The following is a 21,022-nucleotide window of genomic DNA, read 5'->3' as shown; positions in this document are numbered from 1 at the left end:
CGTTTTTTCGTTTTTACTGAAATTTCTATATTCTCAAGGGGGATATTGGGATAAATCTCACTGTAATTATGATATATTGTCAAAAAACTGTGTCTGACTGACTAGATAGTTCACTTACCTATACAAATCAGAAATTAATTGGAGATAGTTCTTCCTTATCAAGATAAGGATAACATATTCAAAGTTCTTTGTCAACACCATAAAACCTTTTTTTTGGCGTTTTTTCGTTTTTACTGAAATTTCTATATTCTCAAGGGGGATATTGGGATAAATCTCACTGTAATATGATATATTGTCAAAAAACTGTGTCTGATTTTCTTACTGATTAGGAATCTGTAATAACAGATCTTGAGAAATTACATTAATGATGGTTAATTATGAGTTATTTTACTCCAGGACAACAACTAAAAAAAGGACAATACGAAATTATTGATATTTTGGGACAAGGAGGATTTGGTGTTACTTATCTAGCGCAAGATCATAAACGCAAAACACAAGTAGCTATCAAAAGTCTCAATATTCTTTTTTTGCAACAACGCTATAGAGATAGATATGGAAGTACAGAAGGTTTTGCGAATTTCTTAACTGAAGAACAGGATAAATTCAATACTGAAGCGATGGTTTTAGCTACCTTTAATCATCCTCATATTGTTAATGTTTATCCTGAACTGTTTCAAGAAAATGGTTTATCTTGTATGGTTATGGAATATGTGAAAGGTAGAAATTTAGAACAATGTTTACGCGCAGATGGTGTTTTTAGCGAGAGTGCGGGTTTAGAAATTATCAAACAAATTGGAGAGGCTTTAATTTATATTCATAGTCGTAATTATCTCCACAGAGATATCAAACCTGCGAATATTTTACTCCGAGAATCTGACAATAAAGCTATTTTAATTGATTTTGGTTTAGCCAGAGAAGTCAATTTTGCTGAATTAACGAGTTTAACCAATGCGAAAACTCCTGTTTTTGCACCTCCTGAACAATTTGAAAATACAAGTAATTTCACTCCTGCTTTAGATATTTATGCTTTAGCAGCGACATTGTATGTAATTATTGCAGTTCAGAAACCCCCTTTCATTCCTCTACCTAGCACTTATCTAAATGCTAAGATTATGTTAGATATGAAAATTGCTCTAGAACCACCTCAAAAATACAATGCTGATATTACCCAAAAAGTGAATGACGCTATTCTCAAAGGAATGGAATTAGATTATCAAAAACGTCCTCAATCAATAGAAGAATGGTTTATACTGTTAGGAATTAAAGAAGAAAACCAAAGTCTGCCAATTTCTCAAAACCCCATTGACAATCATCTAAAAATTTTCCATTTTGAAACTGTCACTACCAACGCCTATGGTAAGATTATCAACAAACGCAACCATGCAGCCAGATACTTTACGGAAGATTTGGGAAATGGTGTGATGTTGGAAATGGTAGAAATACCCTCTGGCACATTTTACATGGGTTCATCAGAAAATGAAGCGGGAAGAACAAATAGCGAAGGTCCCCGACATCAAGTTACTGTTAAAAGTTTTTTTATCGCTAAATACCCCTTGACACAGGCACAATATCAATCTATCATGGGCTATAATCCTTCTCACTTCAAGGGCGATAATCGTCCTGTTGAAAAGGTAAGTTGGGATGATGCAGTTGAGTTCTGTCAACGGTTAAGCCAAAACACAGGTAAAAACTATAAGTTGCCCAGTGAAGCACAATGGGAGTATGCTTGTCGAGCGGGGACAATGACACCTTTTTATTTTGGTCAAAGTATTACCCCGAATTTGGTAAATTATGATGGCAACTATTCCTATGCTGCTGCACAAAAAGGGGAATATCGTCAACAAACTATAGATGTAGGAACTTTCCCCCCTAACGCTTTTGGTTTGTATGATATGCACGGTAATGTATGGGAGTGGTGCGAAGATGACTGGAAAGAAAATTATATAAACGCGCCTACAAATGGTGAGGCTTTGATTAGTCCTGTTGGAGAGTCTAAAGTAATTCGTGGTGGTGCGTGGCTATATTTCGCTGGCTGTTGTCGTTGTTCAATGCGTAACCAAGATTTGCATAATGCTCGTCATCACTATTATGGATTTCGGGTTTTATTGTCTTCCGAAAAGTAGTTATTCTATCTATGTTCTGTGGTTTTTCTCCTGTTACTGTTTCTCTGATTTTCCATATCTTGCGATAAATTGGTTGTCTTTTATGATCTCAAGGACAGGGAAATAACAAATCTCTCTGTAATCCCTCTATATATATGGGCGCATACTTTCCTACCTATAACATAACTATAATCAAAACTCATAATTTTGTCAAGGGGTTTGTCAAAATTACAAATACCTGCGATTTCTATTTAAGGGGAATGAAACTTAATATAACCCAGACGTTGCTGATTAAGAGTATGATTTTATTGCACGCAGAGGCGCAAAGGCGCGGAGAGTAAGAGTTTCATTTTTTTGATTTTCCAATTTCATACCTCAATTCAGCAACCCCTCGAAACCTAGAATTTTGTCAAGGGGGAATGTAACTTAATATATATGGGCGGACACTTTTCTACCATTAACATAACTATAATCGAAACCCAGAATTTTGTCAAGGGGTTTGACGGAGATTTTTCATATTGGGGTATGAGAAAGTCGGGGAGCTAAAAATCCCATAAAAAATATGATAAATTCAGATTCACAAAGTTAGACGTTTCCACGAGAGTTCTTTTCCAACGGGATCGTAGTTCCAGCGCAATAAATGAGCGGGTTGTTTAGGGGAAAATGTTGGTAAATCAATAGCCTTTCTAGGTGCATCTGTGGCTAAATTAATTGCTTTTTCTATGTCACAAACTTGCCATTTTACGAGATTTTGTACTCCTACTAATAAGGGTAGAGTTGTTCCCGTTAAAGTCCCATCTTGTAGTCTGGCTGTACCATTGATCACTTCAATTTGTCGGTTATCCCAGGGATAGATACCGTCTGGTAATCCTAGAGGTGCAAGAGCGTCACTGACGATAAATAAGCTTTTACTAGCACGCAAAAGAATTTTAAGAATCATTGGATTAACGTGCTGACCATCAGCAATAAAGCCACAAAATATACGAGAATCATTGATTGCTGCACCTAATAAACCTGGTTCGCGGTGGTGTAGGGGTGGCATGGCGTTAAAAGCGTGTGTTATCATTGTAGCACCTTGAGCAAAAGCCTGTTGTGATTCGGCTGCGGTAGCTTGTGAATGTCCTAAACTGACGGTAATTCCCAGGGAACGCAAATAAGGGATGACTTTTCCTGTGGTGTCTAACTCTGGTGCGAGGGTAATGAGTTTGACTATGGGAGCATAGTCTCCTAATACTCGTTTAATTTGGTCTATGGTAAGGGGGAGTAAATACTCGGATGGATGTGCGCCGCGTTTGTAGTAGTTTAAGAATGGTCCTTCTAAATGAACTCCGAGAATTTGTGCAGAATTTGGGGAATTTGAGGTATAATCAGTGAGAATGGCGAGGGAGCGGTGAAGATTTTCGATAGAGGTGGTAACTAAAGTTGGTAAATAAGCATCAACTCCTGCTAACCATAAAAATGAGGATATTTTTGCTAAATTATGGGAATTTTCTAATGTTAATTCGGGAAAGGCTAATCCTAGTCCACCATTGATTTGTAAGTCCACACCACCTAAAGAAATCCAGTCTCCAGCCACATCTAAAAGCAGATGTTGTGGTAGAATATCTTGCCATGCTGTATTCATGGGCATAATGCTGTCAATTATGCCTTCTTGATTAACTAAGATTCTTTGTAGATCTTGATAACCGGGTACTTTTGCGTTAATAATGTTTATGTTTGCCGGCATGGGTGTTATTTTAGTTATTAGTCATTGGTCATTAATAGGAAATATATGCCCTCATCTCCAGTCCCCAATCCCTAATTATTATGAGTGTAGAAATTGGTATTATTATGGGTAGCGATTCTGATTTACCTACTATGAAAGAGGCGATCGCTATTTGTGAAGAATTTGGTATTCTATGTGAAGTTGCTATTGTCTCTGCCCATCGTACCCCAGAACGGATGGTAGAATATGCGAAAACTGCACATCAAAGGGGTATGAAAGTGATCATTGCTGGTGCTGGTGGTGCGGCTCATCTTCCTGGTATGGTAGCATCTTTAACTCCTTTACCTGTAATTGGTGTCCCGGTTTCGACTCGGAATTTACAAGGTGTGGATTCTTTATATTCTATAGTACAAATGCCAGCAGGAATACCTGTCGCCACCGTTGGCATTGGGAATGGGAAAAATGCTGGACTTTTGGCTGTACAAATTCTCGCTACCCAGCAACCGGAGTTATTACAAAAAGTTGTGGCTTATCGCCAAAGTCTCTGTAATTCGGTGATGGAAAAACAAGCTAAACTAGATCAGCTTGGATATGCAGAGTATTTGCAACAATAGATATTCAGATATCTAGGACTGATAGGATAATTGCTTTGGCTTGGTGAAAGATGTAAATATTAACATAATTCCATATTAAACTGTGAACCCTTCTATCAACACTCCAGCCCAAACTCAAAATCGCAAAGCAGATCATATCCGTATCTGTTTAGAAGATAATGTTGAATGTTCAAAAATCACGACTGGTTTAGAAAACTATCGCTTTACTCATGTTTGCTTACCAGAACTTAATGATCAAGATATTGATCTGAGTACGAATTTTATGGGAAAATACTTAAATGCACCGTTATTAATTTCCTCTATGACTGGGGGAACAGAACAAGCGGGAATTATTAACCGTCGTCTTGCGGAAGTAGCCCAACAATACAAGTTAGCAATGGGTGTAGGCTCTGTCCGGGTGGCGGTGGAAAAACCTCAAGTTGCGGATACTTTCGCTGTGCGTAAGTACGCCCCTGATATTCTCCTGTTTGCTAATTTAGGGGCGGTACAGCTGAATTACGAATATGGTCTAGATGAATGTTTGCGAATTATTGATTTAACTGCGGCTGATGCCCTCATTCTACATATTAATCCTTTACAGGAGTTTATTCAACCCAGGGGTGATACTAATTTTAGGGGATTGCTTGACAAAATTGCCAAATTATGCAGTAAATTACCTGTCCCCGTAATTGCCAAGGAAGTAGGTAATGGAATTTCGGCGACAATGGCAGAAAAACTGATAGCTGCGGGAGTCACAGCCATTGATGTTGCTGGTGCAGGTGGTACTTCCTGGGCTTTGGTGGAAAGCGAAAGGGCAGAAACGTCCTTACAGCGGCGTTTGGGGCGAACATTTGGGGATTGGGGTATACCTACGGCAGATTGTATCACCAGTATTCGGGAGTATGATCCCCATATTCCTTTAATTGCTTCTGGGGGTTTGCGTCATGGGTTAGATGTAGCTAAAGTCATCGCTCTGGGGGCTGATCTTGCTGGTTTGGCAATGCCCTTCCTCAAGGCAGCGGCAACATCGGAGGCGGCTGTGGTAGAATTAACGGAGGTATTAATTGCGGAAATAACTACTGTGTTATTTTGTACTAGTAGTAAAAGTTTGTATAAATTAAAGCAATCACACAGTTTACAGCGGATAAAATAGAAAGATGATTGTTACCACTGACAACGGATAAGTGGTAACAGACCGATAACTAATAGCTAATAAGTAATAACCCATGAATAACTTTATTAAACAAACTTTAGCAAGTTTAATTGGCAATTTACTGGGACTGACGATTTTTTCTGGACTCAGTACATTAGGATTTTTGCTGATATTAATTGCGGTTGCTAGTTCCCAAAATTCAGGACCAACAGTCAAAGATAAGTCGGTGTTAGTATTTGACTTGTCTATGAAAATCACTGATAGTGAACCTAATTCTGATGAATTATTACAAAAAACTCTCAGTGGTAGGAATGAAAATAGTATTACACTCCGTAAAGTTGTGGAGACTTTAGACAAAGCAGGACGTGATCAACGTATTGTGGGTATTTACATAGATGGAAGTAATGCTAGTAGTGAGGTTGGTTATGCTTCCTTGAGGGAAATGCGTCAAGCGCTAGAAAAATTCCGTAAGACAGGTAAAAAAATTATTGCCTATAGTACAGACTGGAATGAGAGAGAATATTATCTAAGTTCAGTAGCGAATCAAATCGTAGTTAATCCCATGGGGGCAATGGAAATGAACGGTTTAAGTTCGCAACCAATGTTTTTAGCGGGAGCATTGCAAAAGTACGGTATTGGTGTGCAGACTGTGCGTGTAGGTAAATTTAAGGGTGCTGTAGAACCTTTGATTCTGGATAAACTCAGCCCAGAAAATCGGGAACAAACTCAAAAATTGTTAGATGATATTTGGGGAGAATGGCGGCGAGCCGTAGGTAAAAGCCGAAATATACAGCCGCAAAAGTTACAAGCGATCGCTAATAATCAACCAATTTTAGAAGCTACAGCAGCACAAACAAATGGTTTAGTAGACAAGACTGCTTATCAAGATCAAGTATTCACAGATTTGAAAAAATTAACCGGTCAGCCAGAAAAAGATCAAAAATTGACAAAAATTAGTTTGGGTGATTATGCAGAAGTTCCAGGAGAATCTGTAGATTCAGATCATAAAATTGCTGTAGTTTATGCAGAAGGAGAAATAGTCAATGGTAGTGGTAATGATGGAGAAATTGGGGGCGATCGCTTTGCTAAAATATTCAGTAAAATCAGGGAAAATAGTCAAATAAAAGCTGTAGTTTTGCGAATTAATAGCCCTGGTGGTAGTGCTACAGCAGCGGAAATCATGCAAAGAGAAATCAAATTAACTCGTCAAATTAAACCCGTGATTGTTTCCATGGGAGATGTAGCTGCTTCTGGTGGTTATTGGATTGCTAGTGACTCCAACCGAATTTTTGCAGAACCTAATACTATTACAGGTTCTATTGGCGTATTTGGCGTATTATTTAATGGTCAAAAATTGGGTAATAATAATGGCATTACTTGGGATACTGTAAAAACATCCGAATATGCAGATCAACAAACTATTTCTCGTCCTAAATCACCCCAAGAATTAGAAGTTTACCAACGCAGTGTTGACCGTATTTATAATTTATTTTTGCAGAAAGTTTCCCAAGGAAGAAAACTATCAACTGCAAAAGTCGCAGAAATTGCTCAAGGACGAGTTTGGTCAGGAACAGCAGCCAAACAAATCGGGTTAGTTGATGAAATTGGTGGGTTAAATGTAGCCATTGAATATGCAGCTAAACAAGCAAAATTAGGTAATAATTGGGAATTACAAGAATATCCCCAAGTTGGTAGCTGGGGAGAAAGATTTTTTGGGAAAAAATTAGATGAAACAAAAGCCAAATTAGGAATAGAAAAAACTGAAATTAAAAGTAATAACCCGTTAATAAATGAGTTGGGAAAATTTCAACAAGAAATCAAGATTTTACAAACAATGAATGATCCCCAAGGGATTTATACCCGCTTACCTGTCAACTTAAAAGTTGAATAAGAAATCGTTATAGCAATTCCCATTCACAGGGAACAGGGAACAGGGAACAGGGAACAGGGAACAGGGAACAGGGAACAGGGAACAGGGAATGGGGAACGCTGATATTTTAAAGACAAAAGAAAGAGACAATGAAAGTAAAAGTTTTGCTCTTTCCTTCTCCTAAATTTTGGAGAATGAAAAACTCCTGGATTCACCAGGGGAGGAAATGTGAGTAGATTTGTGAATAGATTTTAGATTGGTAAAACATTGGATTAGTTCCGTCCTCAATGGACCGGGCTTGTACCGAAAATTCCCAATCTAAAATCTAAAATCTAAAATTTTTGGTCAAGAAATTAAGCTGGATAAATTCTTAACCGCCGATTTGGTTCATCGCCAAAACTATCGGATTTGAGGCGATAATGTTCTACTAACTCATGCTGCATTTTCCGCACTTGGGAAGAACGGGGTAGTAACTCCACAGGTTGACCTTTAGGAATAACAATCTGCTCTACAGCAAGTCTAGCTTCCTCCAAAGCGTCCATTTCATCATCACTACCGTTGTGTAGTAACAATTGTAACTCTCTGTTATCGCCAATATCTGGATCATCCAGATTCAGTAGTCGGCGTAAACTGCGAGTAATTTGGGGAATTGTACTGGACTTAATCATGAACATCGGTAAATGACGGGCTTTAGCCATTTGTCGTAACTTAGCGTGGTTCTTGACGTGCGATCGCAAAGCTAAAATAGCATCAGCACTATCTAGGTCTTTTGTCAATACCACAGGCAAAGTTAACACATTAATTACCTGTTCAAGTTGATCACGACTCACCCCATAAGGGTAAATATGTAATGGCAAATCTTCCCCATTTGGGCCTGCTGGTTTACGGCTAGGAAAATTAATACTTTCTGAGTAATTGAAAGATTCATCTAACAAGCGGTCAAATTCGCCGCCTCCCGTCGGTCTTTCCCTTTCCATAGATAAAGGTGGTAAAGCCACCATTTGTCCAGAAGAACGCCAACCATTGGGTTTAGCAGCCAAGAAAGACTCTTCCACATTAGTCACGTGGCCATTACCATTACCATTACCACCATTGACCACAGCCAACTGTCTAGCAATACCCACCTTACCATGATCATCAACGGTTCTAGTTTGTGGGTTAGGTTGACGACCACGTAACAAAGTATCAACCGTATCAGCCACACAGTCATGAACTACCCAGCGTTGTCGTTCTAACATTTCCACAGCAATGTCAAAAGTAGGCGGAGCTTTGCGTTCTAAAACCGTTTTTTGCGAACCACGTCGTCTAGCCTCATCATCTCCCAAAGTAACAGCCTGAATACCCCCCACCAAATCAGATAGAGTCGGATTTTTAATCAAATTTTCAATCTGATTACCGTGGGCAGTTCCCACTAATTGTACCCCTCTTTCCGCAATAGTACGGGCTGCTAAAGCTTCCAATTCCGTGCCAATTTCATCAATCACAATCACCTCTGGCATATGGTTTTCCACAGCCTCAATCATGACTTGATGTTGTAATTCTGGCTGAGAAACTTGCATTCGTCTGGCCCGACCAATGGCAGGGTGAGCAACATCACCATCTCCAGCGATTTCATTAGATGTGTCAATAATCACCACTCGCTTATTTAAGTCATCGGCCAACACGCGGGCAATTTCCCTTAAAGCCGTGGTTTTACCAACACCGGGACGACCTAGCATCAGAATTGATTGACCAGTTTCCACCAAATCGCGGATCATGGCAATTGTTCCGAATACCGCCCGGCCGACACGACAGGTTAAACCGATAATCTTACCACTACGGTTGCGGATAGCACTGATGCGATGTAAAGTTTGCTCGATTCCTGCCCGATTATCCCCGCCAAAATTTCCAACTCTTTGTATACAATCATCTATCTGTGCTTGAGTGACCGGTGTTTCGCTCAGATACTCCGCTCCATGGGGAAACCGAGCTTCTGGACGACGACCTAAATCCAAAACTACCTCAACTAAATTATGTCCTTGAGGGTGATTCTCTAGTTTTTGTTGGAGGTTCTGGGGTAAAATGTCTAACAACTTGTGGAGATCTTCTGTAATCGTCATGGCAATAATTGGTGACTGACGTTTTTAGAGATATGGTTGGAGTGATTAGCGTAAACGCCCAGACTTAATCTGGGAAACGAGAGTATGGGCCAGCCTTACAGCCTCCCAAAGTAATTCCGGTCTAGCTTCCAAGCGGCTGTTACCTTGAATATCAGTGTTAACCACCTCCTTATTTTCTAACTGGTCAAGAATAGATGACAGCAATACACGGGCATAGCTACCATAGGCAACCCCAGCTATTTTCGATTTGGGATTGTGATCTTGGCATCCAAAATCATTCAGTAGTCCCATACCCTGCAATTTAGGAACAGTATAGCTATTAGTGCCACCTGCTAACTGCACATATCCCGGTAGGTTTGCTGTCAAAACTTTCTGTCCTAATTTCACAGTGGCTATGGTTGTACCATCACCAATATCACCACTCATGGAACGGCCGTCAGTTTGCCAAATTAAGAACTGCGGACGGGGGACAATTAAATCGTAAATTGCTTTTAGGTAATCAATTAGTCCTTCTCCATCATTACAACTGATGGCGACTAACTTTAATTTATCTACCCAAGGTGTCATTGCGGCCCATAAGCGTTGAAATTCTGCCAACCGCCCTACTTGAGTATGAATTTCTACAGCATCTATTCCCATGGACATGATCAATGGTGCAACCTCCCCTAGGGTTGACACATAAGATTTTGTATAAATTATCCCATAGGGACAGATGGGAACGCAACGGCCACAGCCATAACATTTTTCTCTAATTACTCCCGATAGCTCATCTTTGGTATTGTTAAATAAAATTGCCTGGGCTGGACAAATTTTCTCACATGGTTTAAGACAATCACTGGGACAGTGTTGAGAATTAAACTCAGCTTTTCTAAAATGGGGATCTTCACCATCATTGACGCTGACCATTAACAAGGGCAAATTACCTGTAAAGGCAAAGCCTCGCTTCTGGGCAACCTTGGCTAAACTCTTGGCTACCATTAAAGCTTCTTGAGTAGCGGCAATGACCGCCGTATCGGCTGCTACATCTATACAGTCAGCACCGGCCAAAGTGTAGGCCAATGTTAAATTTCTGACCATAGCAAGGTGTTGGAAACTGGCTCCGCAAATTAATTTGAACCAGTTACCTTGTTTTAGGGATTGTAAAGGGGCTAATAAATCAGTCACACTTCCATTATGCTTTGATTCGACTATAAATTGCAGGCTGTAATCAAGAAAATTGATTTGATTAGTAATAGGATTTATGCCTTGACAATAAATACAAAATATGTATTGATAGCCCAGGTAGCCTTAGCTTGACTTCTGTGGGGGCGGGTTTTCCCGCCTTCTAACTTCCTTTATATGACTTTATATGGTATCATTTCATGGTTTTGCAGATGGATAAACAGGACTTTGATCAATTGGTCCAATTTTGTTGAGTGGCCAGAAACGAACTACAGCCTGACCAATAATATGATCACGGGGAACAACGCCCCAACAACGTCCATCATAACTACTACCTCGGTTATCACCTAACATTAAGTAGGAATTTGGGGGGATAACTTCGGGTTTAGCCAAGAAAGGAGGCTGGGGACCTGTGCTACTGCAAGCTTCAACGAATGTCCGCACAGAAGAAGATAGATAAAGATTTTCCTGTAAAGGCTGGCTATTAATATATACTTTGCCAGCCCTAAGTTCTACTTTTTCACCGGGTAAACCAATTACTCTTTTAATAAATGCTTCCCGTTTAGGATTATTCTGTATTGTTTCTGGTGGTGAAAATACTACTATATCTCCGCGCTGGGGGTTAGCAAATTTATACTTTACCTTATCCACGATAATCTTATCCGCTTTCCATTGGTCCTGGACACCATGTAAAGTTGGTTCCATAGAGCCAGAAGGAATCCAACGGGCTTCAGCGACAAAGGTACGAATTCCCAGAGCCAAAAAGACACTCAAGATCATCGTTTTACTTAGCTCTACTATCCAGGAATTATCAGGTTTTTGGCTAGAGTTTTGATCAGACGCTTGATTTTGCATGAAATTGTTGAAGTGTATTAACAGACTAGTATGGAAATCAGACAGAGAAACTTGATATTATCAATTTTAACGAGATGGGACAAATGGTAGGTAAATAAAATCAAAAATCTAGTATTTTCCTGTGTTCAACCACAAACAATCAGGTTTTTAGCTGACTTGACTTGACAATAAACCTATTCAAGAAAAAGTTATCTATGATCCATAAATAAATACTTAAAAATTTTACATCCATGTCAACTACGCAAAGTTTACTGATTCGTCATGCTGAAATTATTCTACCTAATGGTGAGTCAATGATTGGGGATGTCTTGACTCAGGGAAGACAAATAGTCCAGTTAGGTCAAGAAATTACTAATGCTTCTCCTACTCATGAAATTGACGCACGGGGTTTAACTTTGTTGCCGGGAGTAATTGACCCCCAGGTGCATTTCCGCGAACCAGGTTTAGAACACAAGGAAGACTTGTTTACGGCTAGTTGTGCTTGTGCTAAGGGGGGTGTCACCTCCTTTCTAGAAATGCCGAATACAAGACCTTTAACCATTAGTCAGTCGGCTTTAGATGACAAGTTACAACGGGCTGCTAGTAAGTGTTTAGTTAATTATGGCTTTTTTATTGGGGCTACGGGAGACAATTTACCAGATTTACTTTCTGCTAGTCCGACACCAGGAATTAAGGTGTTTATGGGGTCAATGCACGGACAGTTATTGGTAAGCCAGGAGGAGGTACTAGAGGCGATTTTTGCCCAGGGAAATCGTTTAATTGCTGTTCATGCCGAAGACCAAGCTAGAATTAACCAACGCAAACAAGAGTTTGCGGGTATTGAAGATCCGGCTATTCATTCCCAAATTCAAGATAATCAAGCCGCTTTGTTAGCTACCCAATTGGCGTTAAAACTCTCTAAAAAATATCAGCGCCGCTTGCATATTTTACATATGTCAACAGCAGAGGAAGCGGAGTTACTACGTCATGATAAACCCAGTTGGGTGACAGCGGAGGTCACACCCCAACATTTGCTTTTAAATACTAGTGCATACACAAATATTGGCAGTTTAGCACAAATGAATCCCCCTTTGCGATCGCCCCACGATAATGAAGTTCTCTGGCAAGCTTTACGGGATGGTATCATTGATTTTATCGCTACAGACCACGCCCCCCACACTTTAGCAGAAAAAGCCCAAACTTACCCTAACACGCCTTCGGGAATGCCTGGTGTAGAAACTTCTTTACCTTTAATGTTAACCGCTGCTATGACAGGAAAATGTACTGTTGCTCAAGTTGTCCAATGGATGTCTAAAGCGGTAGCTGTAGCCTATGGTATCCCCAATAAGGGAGAAATTTCTCCTGGTTATGATGCTGATTTAGTTTTGGTAGATTTAAAAAATTACCGGGAAGTTAAACGGGAAGAAGTTTTAAGTAAGTGTGGTTGGAGTTCTTTTGAAGGTTGGAATTTGACGGGTTGGCCTGTAACAACTATTGTCGGTGGTGAAATTGTTTATGATCATGGTCGGGTAAATACCCAAATTCGCGGACAAGCTTTGACTTTTTTATAGTTTTAGTCAGTGGTCAGTGGTCAATTGTCATTTGTCAGTGGTCAGTGGTCAGTTGATAGTTGTCAGTGGTCAGTTGTCAGTTGATAGTTGTCAGTTGTCCGTTGTCAGTTGTCCGTTGTCCGTTGTCCGTTGTCCGTTGTCCGTTGTCCGTTGTCCGTTGTCAGTTGTCCGTTGTCAGTTGATAGTTGTCCGTTGTCAGCGGTCAGGTAATAGGTAAGAGGGAGATATTTATTTTTTTCTTGCCTCTTGCCTGTTGCCTCTGTCAGTTTATTTTGGTAATTTCGGCCTGACGTTGACCATTTTCACCATGGTTTAAACGTATCTTCAAATAACTATCTGGTAAATAAGGCATTCGTTCAGCCCACTCAATTGCTACAATTCCCGGTGTGACTTCTATTCCTTCCCAGTAACTTTCTAGGTTTAAACCTATCACTTCATGAGTTTCAAGACGGTATAAATCTAAGTGATAAAGCGGAATTCGTCCTTCTGTATACTCATTAATTAGAGTAAAAGTAGGACTAACAATAGGGTCAATTATTCCCAAACCTTTACCAATACTTTGGACTAAGGTAGTTTTACCAGCACCTAAATCACCTTCCAATAAAATCACACTTCCCGCATTTAAGGTTTTTCCAAAAGTAATACCTAATTGCTGTGTCGCTTCTAAGTCTGGAAGAAAAATTGTGGTCATTTGTCTTATGTCATTTCTAATGGGTGCTTATCGTGAGCGATTGTTTTTAAATCGTGAGTAATTGTTTTTTAAACGTGAGCAATTGTTTATTGATTCAGAATGTATTTTTATTAATTAGCAATGACAGCATCAAATTAAAGACTTACTTTTTACTGTGATGCGCTCCACTATACCATTTCAGTAGAACCTTAGCTAATTTTTGGGGGTCATGACGAACAGCGCCATTTTCATCTTCAAATAAAATATTAGCAGGAATGATTCGCCGTCCTAATTGAATAACAGCTTCTCTATCTAAAAAAACTGGGTGGGCATTTTGTTGAGCATAACGAATGAGTGCTTGGGCTGAGGGTATTTTTTTATGAACCAACACAGCATCAAATAATCTTTTATTGTCACAAGCTTTATCTATAGCTTGAATATGATCAGAAACACTATATCCATCAGTTTCTCCTGGTTGAGTCATGATATTGCAGATATAAATGCGAGGTATATCAGTAGCAGCGATCGCATCAGCAATTTCTCTGACTAACAAATTAGGAATTAAGCTAGTATAAAGACTACCAGGTCCAATAATAATGTAATCAGCTTCTTTAATAGCTTTAATTGCAGCGGGTAATGCAGGGGGATTTTCAGGAATACAACCGATTTTGACGATTTTTCCTTCAGCTTTGGGAATATTAGATTCACCCTCAATGCGTCGGCCGTCTGTCAATTCTGCCCAAAGTCTGACATCACTAAGAGTAGCAGGTAAAACTTGTCCTCTCACTGCTAACACTTGAGAACTAGCAGCAATAGCCTGTTCTAAATCTCCAGCAATATCAGTCATAGCAGTTAAAAATAAATTACCAAAACTGTGGCCTGTTAATCCATCTCCAGCACGAAAACGATACTGAAATAATTCCGTCAACAATCTTTCCTCGTCTGCTAATGCTGCTAAACAATTGCGGATATCTCCAGGAGGTAAAACACCAAATTCCTCCCGTAATCTACCCGAAGAACCACCATCATCTGCTACAGTAACAACAGCGGTGATATTAGCACTGTAGGTTTTCAAGCCTCGAAGTAAAGTAGAAAGTCCCGTACCACCACCAATAACAACAATTTTGGGACCTCGATATAAACGACGGTGAGCTAAAAGAACATCTATCAATTCCTCCTCGTCACCTTCTGGTCTTAATACTTCTGTAATTGAACCTACAGTGCGGTATTGTCCCCACAACAACAACAAAACACCAGATAGCAGGAGTAAAGGACCGCTGATATAGTTGGGGAAAATGTCCGCAAAAAATGCTAAAAGATCCGTGAGAAATTCTAGTATCCAAAAAATTGGGGTTAATTTTACCCAAATGGCCAACCCCAAACTAGCCAACACCACACCCCCAACACTGATGAGTAACCAGCGTTTCACCACTAACCCAGGAGATAACCATTTAAACCATTGGTTAATGCGGTGGGAAGTGCGACCATGGGATTGTAATTGTAGCGAATTAATCGCTCGTTTGAAAAAACCGCTGAACATACTTAATAGGGATTGTTGATACAAACAATATTTAACAAAAACTTTACATCATTGACTCCCCAGTCTAGAGGGGAAATTGTCAGAATTATCAATTCCTTTATATTTGCAAGAAAAAAAACTCAGCAGTTAGGAAAATTACCATCATAGAGAATTATATGGAAAAGCGGATTTTAGGAATAGATCCAGGACTAGCAATTGTGGGTTTTGGAGCGATTAATTGGCAAAAAAGTGCAAATACAACACAGGAGATAAAGATACAGTTGATTGATTTTGGTGTCATTCGCACTCATGCGGATATGGAAATGAGTCAAAGACTATGTATTTTATTTGATGATTTAAACACTCTGATGGAAGAAATACAACCAGATTTAGTTGCAATTGAAAAATTATTTTTTTATCGTATGGCTAATACTATTGTTGTTGCCCAAGCAAGAGGTGTGTTAATGCTAGTTTTAGGACAACGTAAACTTCCTTATGTGGAATTTGCACCTCCCCAAATTAAACAGGCTTTAACAAATTATGGTAAGGCAGATAAAGCAGAAGTACAAGAAGCTGTCATGCGCGAGTTAGATTTAGATGAAATTCCTCGTCCAGATGATGCTGCGGATGCTTTAGCGGTGGCTTTGACAGCTTCGTTTCAGTTATAATAATATATATATTCTGTTTTTACTGTTTGTAAATAAAAGTATGAATTTGTCTCACGCAGAGGCGCAGAGGCGCAGAGAGATTAGTTGAAAAATCTAGTTTTTTGTTAATGTTTAAGTTTTTGCTTTCATAAGTTCAATAATTTGTTTTAATTCAGTAAAGTTTTCAATTAAATTAAGTTTATTTTCAATATTTACTGTTTCATTATCCAAAAGGATTGTTTAAACATCTATTCTATTTGTTTTGAAATCTTTAGTTATTGGATAAAAAAACAAAAATATTGTATAACAATATAAAATTTCTGTTAAGGTTAATTTTATTATTGGTAATGCTGCTGTAAATTATTGATTTGATTGCGTTTTTTCTTGAATGCAATTTGTAAGTTGACAAAAATATTAATTATATAAAAAAATATTAAGTAGATGAACGGAAAAAAACAGGCATAAGTAAGGAAAAGTAAAGTTGCCCAAAACCTTTTCCCTGTTCCCTTGTCATATTGAGTTTTTAAATAATGGGATTTTTAAATATCAAACATTAAAATCATTACTATCTTGTTGATTGACAATTAATCTTAAAACTGACAAAATCAAAATTATTAAAAATAATACCAAACCAATAGTACAAGCATAGCTAATTTCTAAATTACCAAATGCTTGTTCATATAAATAATAAACAATTGTCTTGGAACTGTTGAGAGGTCCACCTTGAGTCATAATATAAACTTCTTCAAAAACTTTTGTAGCAGCAATGGAAGAAATTACAGCTACTAAGGCTAAATAAGGTTTCATTAATGGTAGAGTAATATCCCAATGTTTGCGAATGCTATCAGAACCATCAATAGCAGCAGCTTCATAAATATCAGCGGGAATAGATTGTAATCCCGCTAAATAAATTACCATGTAGTAGCCTAAACCTTTCCAAATTGTTACGGCCATGACACTAGCTAAGGAAATGGGAACAATTCCTAAAATTTTATCTGGACTTGTTAACCAGGGAATTCCTTCGGGAAAAATCCCTAGAGTTTTGAGAATTTGATTAAGTAGTCCGGTTTCTGCATACAACCATTTCCAGGCTATTCCTGCGACTACCATAGAAATTACAACTGGTGTATAATATGCTGTTCTAAACCAATTCATTCCCCGCAGTTTCTGATTAACCAAAATTGCTAAAACCAGGGGTAAAAATACTAAAATTGGGACAACACCAACTAAATACAAAAATGTATTTTCTAAAGTTTGCCAGAAAACGGTATCTTTCCATAAACGCAGAAAATTTTTCCCACCTATCCACTGAGGTATATCTCCTATATTTTCATAGCTGGTAAAACTCAGGTAAAAGGCTTGAATTGCTGGATAAAAAACTGTGAATGCTAAAATAATTAAGGCGGGTAATAAAAATAAATATGGTGTGGTTTTCTGTTTAATTAAAAACCATTGTTTTGGCGTTAGTTCAGGCATATAATTAGTGGTAGATGTTGAATATTGATTTGTAATCTGCTATATTTGTAACTTATATGAGAGAATAGGAAATTAATTAAATCTAAGACCTATGCAAAATATCTCTGAAATCTTCTTTCCTTCGTGTTCTTTGCTTCTTCGTGGTTCATTCCTAACTCCTGTATAAGTCCTAAAATGATTCTTTTCCCATTCTCCAAATAGAATTATGATTCTGGTTCTAGTTCAATTATTTGATGTTTGCCAATTTTCATCTGTTCTGATAAAGTAGTCATCCAAGGTAAAGCTAGAAAAATTCCTGCTAAAACTAATAGGAATATAGAAAGTCCAAAAAGTTGATTGAGGGGAATTTCTAATACACCACGTAAGATCACTTCTCGCAAAGCGGAAACTATAGTAATTTCTACCGCTGCACCTACGGAAATACTTCGTTCTTGTAGATAATCAACTAACAACCGAAACAGTTCTACTAATATGAGAATAAACAAAATGTCAGATGTTACCTGTCGTATATCTAAGGGACGTAAAAAAGATAAAAACATATCTCCTAGTCGAATCAGCATGACACAAAATAAACCCACGCACAGGGAAATAACAATAATATCCTGAAAAATCTCTAAATTACGAACAATTCTATCACGTTTAAACCAATTATTGACTTCTATAATTATCCACTTTGCCATGGTATTTCTCAGAAAATATAGATAAATCTATTTTAACGATTAACCATTCAACCAATCTTAATAGATTCTTATTTAATTTGGGAAAACTTTCTCATGTTAATCTCTTACTTTGCCATAAACAGGCGCAAAATCATACACCTTCATATTACCACAAAAAGTCAAGATGTCAATACCCTAGTAAAATCGTGGGATTATTGACATTATTCTCAATAATATTGAGAATTAACCCGGATTTTTGTCAACAAACATAGAGATTACCTTTTTTTGTAAAAGACTGATTTGAAAAACTTATCATTCTCTTGCACCTGGGGACGTACAATGGTCTGAATCAAGAGTTGACAAAAACGCTTAAACAAGAAAATAAATAACTATGATTAAATTACTGCTTTACCCTTCGACTAGGAGTTAAACAGTATGTCAATTAAAAATTTTGCAGGGGTAATAAACTTCCCCTGATTTAAACTCCCCAGGCCGGATTCGAACCAGCGACCAATCGATTAACAGTCGATCGCTCTACCACTGAGCTACTGAGGAAAGCTCTTAACTTTAATCATAATAAACCACAATTCAAATTAATGCAAGAGGTTTTGAAAAAATTTTTGAACTTTTTTTAGTGGCTGGGAAAATATCCAGATTAAAATACCCCAAACCCTTTCTATTGATGACGTTCAGAGTTTTTTGAATTTTGAAATTTATAATCCCATGCGGAGTTCAGCCAACCGTTCTCTGGCTTTAGCATCAATGGCATTGGCCAGAAATCTACTTTTAGGTTGTTTTTTGGACTGATACCTATGACGCATCCTACATACTGTAGTTTCTACTTCACCACATAGTTGATGCGCTGACAACCATTCAGCACCATAGCCCTGAACCGTTAACTGCTGCGCTCGATCTGATGTAGCGACAATCAGGCGAGAAATTAAAGATTGGGCTATTTGGTGACGGAGAGACGCACAGGTTTTTTCTATATAGGTATCTGCGGTCTGGCCAAAATCCGTATAATAGACTGTTAAAAATTCTGTAATGGTTTCTCTGTTGCTAGGGGTGTTTTGATATTGAGCATCAAAGACAACTTGAGTTTCATAGCCTTGGAAGGCACTATAATTAGTCATGGCTGCTACTAACTCTCCCCGTGCGGCTTCCAGCCCAACATGGTCACGGGTTTTTTTCAAGCAAGGCCAAGCACCTATAATATTGTAGCCGTCTACTAATAGCACGGCTGGGACGATGGAAGAAGGCATGGTTTTTTATCACAATTATCTAGAGTTAACAAAAATCATTCATAAGACTTATAGTAAATGAAGAATTGCTTGTAACTTTATGTTACAAAAAATAAAAAATCCCGCCTTCAGTCAAAATTCAACCTGAAGATAGAAGTCATAATTAGGAAAATGCCTATCAATATCAGGCTTGTTGCCATTCCTGATCTAGAGAAATCAATAGTTTTTCCCAGTCTGGAAAAGCTTCTGTTTGACCATACTAAAAAACCAGATACCTTTACAGCGTTCTGTATTGTGGTATCTGGTTATTAAGGGTTTGCTAAATACTGTTTTTGTGGTGTCTAAGGGAATTTAAAAATTTATTAGCATCCTTATTAATATTGATATTGATTTTTGATAGATATAGGATGAGTCTAGGATGAATGATGATTTCCTTGCATTAATCTCTGTTTCAGACGTTGTCCTTCACCAGTATCAACTAAACAACCCTTCTCTAATAAAAAAGCACCATCACAATAATTTAACTCTTCTAAGCGATGAGTTACCCACAAAGCAGTAATTCCGCGACTTTTGACTAAATTACGCACACTAACCACTAAATCAAGTTGACTGTCTGGATCTAATAAAGCAGTGGGTTCATCTAATAATAACAGATGACAGTGCCGAGCGATCGCCCCAGCAATTGCTACTCTTTGTTTTTGTCCACCGGAAAGCGCATAAATAGGTCGTCGCTTTAAAGACAGTAAATTTACTGCATCTAAAGCTTCTTCCACCCTAGCTTTAACTACATTAGGTAGTAACTTTTCCGCTACCAATCCAAAAGCTACATCAGCACCAACCGTGGGCATAACTAGTTGATGATCAGGATTTTGGAACACAAAGCCTACGGGGGGTAAAACCATAATTTGCCCAGATTGAGGTGTTAATAGTCCTACTATTAATCTCAATAGAGTAGATTTACCACTACCGTTTGTTCCCAAAAGCATCCAAAATTCCCCTTTAGGTACTTGAAGAGAGCAAGATTTGATTACCTGCTCTCCATTAGGCCAAAAGAAGTTTAAATTATTAACTTCGATGCCTACTGCTGTCATGTTTATACCTTAGTTTATTCAGCAGTAGTGAAAGCAGCAAAGCCGGGAGCTTTACCACTACTGGTAGTTGGACCATCCTTCTGCACAATCTGGACTCCTGAAATTTCACTAGCACGGACAGCAATTTTTTTTTCTGTTTTCCCTTCGCACTTGAGTTCCACAATATCAGGGTTTCCAGAACGCATTGCCGCTAAAATCAGTTGATAGACCGCTTCGGCATCCTCAGTAGACTTACGTTGTACTGATATAGGGAAGGCAGTATTTCTGATGCTTAAGTCGATGGTAAACATTTAGAACTAATCAATTTTCACTGTAGAACCCATTCTAGCGTCAGTTGTTAAGAATTTTCTTCCCTAGTTTCCGGCATCTCCAAATCCCCAAATAAAATTTTTTTAGTCCACTAGCAAAATTAGAGATTTTCACCTATTATGATAGAAAGCGTAAAAAATTGTAAACTAGATTAAGAATCTGGTTGACTTTGATGTAGAGGGCTAATTTTCGCCATTTACATACGCATAATATCCGTACTTATAAAACATTTTGGAGATATACTCTCATGACTATCGCAGTTGGACGCGCCCCCAGTAGAGGGTGGTTTGACGTATTAGACGACTGGTTAAAGCGCGATCGC

The 21,022-nt window shown here is 38.4% G+C and carries 18 protein-coding genes and 1 tRNA gene; 7 read left to right on the top strand and 12 right to left on the bottom strand.

Going from position 1 to position 21,022, the window contains the following annotated elements; translation table 11 throughout:
* Nucleotides 1-377 precede the first annotated feature (377 nt).
* The gene (locus ACIR310F_RS0119790; RefSeq protein WP_028085324.1) at nt 378-2,123 is read left to right on the top strand and encodes a bifunctional serine/threonine-protein kinase/formylglycine-generating enzyme family protein; all 1,746 of its coding nucleotides are present in this window, start codon (nt 378-380) and stop codon (nt 2,121-2,123) included.
* Between the two features lie 556 nt (nt 2,124-2,679).
* On the opposite strand, the gene nagA is transcribed toward ACIR310F_RS0119790, so the two are convergent.
* Nucleotides 2,680-3,828: an N-acetylglucosamine-6-phosphate deacetylase gene (gene nagA, locus ACIR310F_RS0119785; protein ID WP_051289767.1), complete on the bottom strand. Its 1,149-nt coding sequence runs from the start codon at nt 3,826-3,828 to the stop codon at nt 2,680-2,682.
* 80 nt (nt 3,829-3,908) lie between these two features.
* On the opposite strand from nagA, the gene purE reads away from it, so the two are divergent.
* The 3 genes from purE (at nt 3,909) to sppA (ending at nt 7,444) form a co-directional block, all read left to right on the top strand.
* Nucleotides 3,909-4,421, top strand: a complete 513-nt coding sequence (gene purE / locus ACIR310F_RS0119780; RefSeq protein ID WP_028085322.1) for a 5-(carboxyamino)imidazole ribonucleotide mutase — start codon at nt 3,909-3,911, stop codon at nt 4,419-4,421.
* A gap of 82 nt (nt 4,422-4,503) precedes the next feature.
* The gene (gene fni / locus ACIR310F_RS0119775; RefSeq protein ID WP_028085321.1) at nt 4,504-5,553 is read left to right on the top strand and encodes a type 2 isopentenyl-diphosphate Delta-isomerase; all 1,050 of its coding nucleotides are present in this window, start codon (nt 4,504-4,506) and stop codon (nt 5,551-5,553) included.
* Between the two features lie 73 nt (nt 5,554-5,626).
* Complete coding sequence (gene sppA, locus ACIR310F_RS0119770) at nt 5,627-7,444, top strand: signal peptide peptidase SppA (RefSeq protein ID WP_028085320.1); 1,818 nt, start codon at nt 5,627-5,629, stop codon at nt 7,442-7,444.
* A 332-nt stretch (nt 7,445-7,776) separates the two neighbouring features.
* Here the strand turns inward: sppA and ACIR310F_RS0119765 are convergent, their stop codons facing one another.
* The 3 genes from ACIR310F_RS0119765 to lepB form a co-directional block, all read right to left on the bottom strand.
* Nucleotides 7,777-9,522 (bottom strand): R3H domain-containing nucleic acid-binding protein, encoded by a 1,746-nt coding sequence (locus ACIR310F_RS0119765; RefSeq protein WP_028085319.1) that lies wholly within the window; start codon nt 9,520-9,522, stop codon nt 7,777-7,779.
* Between the two features lie 45 nt (nt 9,523-9,567).
* Nucleotides 9,568-10,686 carry a circadian clock protein LdpA gene (ldpA, locus tag ACIR310F_RS0119760; RefSeq protein ID WP_028085318.1) on the bottom strand — a complete coding sequence of 373 codons (1,119 nt, stop codon included), beginning with the start codon at nt 10,684-10,686 and terminating at the stop codon, nt 9,568-9,570.
* Nucleotides 10,687-10,881: 195 nt separating this feature from the next.
* Complete coding sequence (gene lepB / locus ACIR310F_RS0119755; protein ID WP_028085317.1) at nt 10,882-11,538, bottom strand: signal peptidase I; 657 nt, start codon at nt 11,536-11,538, stop codon at nt 10,882-10,884.
* A gap of 230 nt (nt 11,539-11,768) precedes the next feature.
* On the opposite strand from lepB, the gene ACIR310F_RS0119750 reads away from it, so the two are divergent.
* Together ACIR310F_RS0119750 and ACIR310F_RS25885 are read left to right on the top strand one after the other, a co-directional pair.
* Entirely contained in the window at nt 11,769-13,088 is a 1,320-nt protein-coding gene (locus ACIR310F_RS0119750) for a dihydroorotase (RefSeq protein WP_028085316.1), read from the top strand.
* A 16-nt stretch (nt 13,089-13,104) separates the two neighbouring features.
* Nucleotides 13,105-13,305, top strand: coding sequence for a hypothetical protein (locus tag ACIR310F_RS25885; protein ID WP_155963926.1), 201 nt, complete (start codon nt 13,105-13,107; stop codon nt 13,303-13,305).
* Nucleotides 13,306-13,350: 45 nt separating this feature from the next.
* Here the strand turns inward: ACIR310F_RS25885 and tsaE are convergent, their stop codons facing one another.
* Nucleotides 13,351-13,779 (bottom strand): tRNA (adenosine(37)-N6)-threonylcarbamoyltransferase complex ATPase subunit type 1 TsaE, encoded by a 429-nt coding sequence (tsaE, locus tag ACIR310F_RS0119745; protein ID WP_028085315.1) that lies wholly within the window; start codon nt 13,777-13,779, stop codon nt 13,351-13,353.
* A 142-nt stretch (nt 13,780-13,921) separates the two neighbouring features.
* Nucleotides 13,922-15,298 (bottom strand): gluconeogenesis factor YvcK family protein, encoded by a 1,377-nt coding sequence (locus ACIR310F_RS0119740; RefSeq protein WP_028085314.1) that lies wholly within the window; start codon nt 15,296-15,298, stop codon nt 13,922-13,924.
* Nucleotides 15,299-15,453: 155 nt separating this feature from the next.
* Between ACIR310F_RS0119740 and ruvC the strand changes: the two genes are divergently transcribed.
* Entirely contained in the window at nt 15,454-15,945 is a 492-nt protein-coding gene (ruvC, locus tag ACIR310F_RS0119735; protein WP_028085313.1) for a crossover junction endodeoxyribonuclease RuvC, read from the top strand.
* Nucleotides 15,946-16,470: 525 nt separating this feature from the next.
* On the opposite strand, the gene ACIR310F_RS0119725 is transcribed toward ruvC, so the two are convergent.
* From ACIR310F_RS0119725 to ACIR310F_RS0119700, 6 genes are all read right to left on the bottom strand, one after another.
* The gene (locus ACIR310F_RS0119725) at nt 16,471-17,400 is read right to left on the bottom strand and encodes a carbohydrate ABC transporter permease (RefSeq protein WP_028085312.1); all 930 of its coding nucleotides are present in this window, start codon (nt 17,398-17,400) and stop codon (nt 16,471-16,473) included.
* 203 nt (nt 17,401-17,603) lie between these two features.
* The gene (locus ACIR310F_RS0119720) at nt 17,604-18,080 is read right to left on the bottom strand and encodes a phosphate-starvation-inducible PsiE family protein (RefSeq protein WP_028085311.1); all 477 of its coding nucleotides are present in this window, start codon (nt 18,078-18,080) and stop codon (nt 17,604-17,606) included.
* Nucleotides 18,081-18,542: 462 nt separating this feature from the next.
* Nucleotides 18,543-18,614, bottom strand: a tRNA-Asn gene (locus ACIR310F_RS0119715).
* 158 nt (nt 18,615-18,772) lie between these two features.
* Entirely contained in the window at nt 18,773-19,321 is a 549-nt protein-coding gene (locus ACIR310F_RS0119710; protein ID WP_028085310.1) for an NYN domain-containing protein, read from the bottom strand.
* Between the two features lie 392 nt (nt 19,322-19,713).
* Entirely contained in the window at nt 19,714-20,391 is a 678-nt protein-coding gene (locus tag ACIR310F_RS0119705; RefSeq protein WP_028085309.1) for an energy-coupling factor ABC transporter ATP-binding protein, read from the bottom strand.
* A gap of 14 nt (nt 20,392-20,405) precedes the next feature.
* Nucleotides 20,406-20,681 (bottom strand): hypothetical protein, encoded by a 276-nt coding sequence (locus ACIR310F_RS0119700; RefSeq protein WP_028085308.1) that lies wholly within the window; start codon nt 20,679-20,681, stop codon nt 20,406-20,408.
* Nucleotides 20,682-21,022: the final 341 nt, after the last annotated feature.

It is taken from the genome of Dolichospermum circinale AWQC310F, assembly GCF_000426925.1.
Taxonomy (GTDB): Bacteria; Cyanobacteriota; Cyanobacteriia; order Cyanobacteriales; family Nostocaceae; genus Dolichospermum; species Dolichospermum circinale.
The sequence above is the reverse complement of the archived record's forward strand: the minus strand, read 5'-3'. Positions and strand labels throughout refer to the sequence as shown.

What these genes read in the sequence shown, in the direction of transcription:
- ACIR310F_RS0119790 (WP_028085324.1), top strand. Translation starts at nt 378, where the DNA reads ATGAGTTATTTTACTCCAGGACAACAACTAAAAAAAGGACAATACGAA.
- nagA (WP_051289767.1), bottom strand. Translation starts at nt 3,828, where the DNA reads ATGCCGGCAAACATAAACATTATTAACGCAAAAGTACCCGGTTATCAA.
- purE (WP_028085322.1), top strand. Translation starts at nt 3,909, where the DNA reads ATGAGTGTAGAAATTGGTATTATTATGGGTAGCGATTCTGATTTACCT.
- sppA (WP_028085320.1), top strand. Translation starts at nt 5,627, where the DNA reads ATGAATAACTTTATTAAACAAACTTTAGCAAGTTTAATTGGCAATTTA.
- ACIR310F_RS0119765 (WP_028085319.1), bottom strand. Translation starts at nt 9,522, where the DNA reads ATGACGATTACAGAAGATCTCCACAAGTTGTTAGACATTTTACCCCAG.
- lepB (WP_028085317.1), bottom strand. Translation starts at nt 11,538, where the DNA reads ATGCAAAATCAAGCGTCTGATCAAAACTCTAGCCAAAAACCTGATAAT.
- ACIR310F_RS0119750 (WP_028085316.1), top strand. Translation starts at nt 11,769, where the DNA reads ATGTCAACTACGCAAAGTTTACTGATTCGTCATGCTGAAATTATTCTA.
- tsaE (WP_028085315.1), bottom strand. Translation starts at nt 13,779, where the DNA reads ATGACCACAATTTTTCTTCCAGACTTAGAAGCGACACAGCAATTAGGT.
- ACIR310F_RS0119740 (WP_028085314.1), bottom strand. Translation starts at nt 15,298, where the DNA reads ATGTTCAGCGGTTTTTTCAAACGAGCGATTAATTCGCTACAATTACAA.
- ruvC (WP_028085313.1), top strand. Translation starts at nt 15,454, where the DNA reads ATGGAAAAGCGGATTTTAGGAATAGATCCAGGACTAGCAATTGTGGGT.
- ACIR310F_RS0119725 (WP_028085312.1), bottom strand. Translation starts at nt 17,400, where the DNA reads ATGCCTGAACTAACGCCAAAACAATGGTTTTTAATTAAACAGAAAACC.
- ACIR310F_RS0119720 (WP_028085311.1), bottom strand. Translation starts at nt 18,080, where the DNA reads ATGGCAAAGTGGATAATTATAGAAGTCAATAATTGGTTTAAACGTGAT.
- ACIR310F_RS0119710 (WP_028085310.1), bottom strand. Translation starts at nt 19,321, where the DNA reads ATGCCTTCTTCCATCGTCCCAGCCGTGCTATTAGTAGACGGCTACAAT.
- ACIR310F_RS0119705 (WP_028085309.1), bottom strand. Translation starts at nt 20,391, where the DNA reads ATGACAGCAGTAGGCATCGAAGTTAATAATTTAAACTTCTTTTGGCCT.
- ACIR310F_RS0119700 (WP_028085308.1), bottom strand. Translation starts at nt 20,681, where the DNA reads ATGTTTACCATCGACTTAAGCATCAGAAATACTGCCTTCCCTATATCA.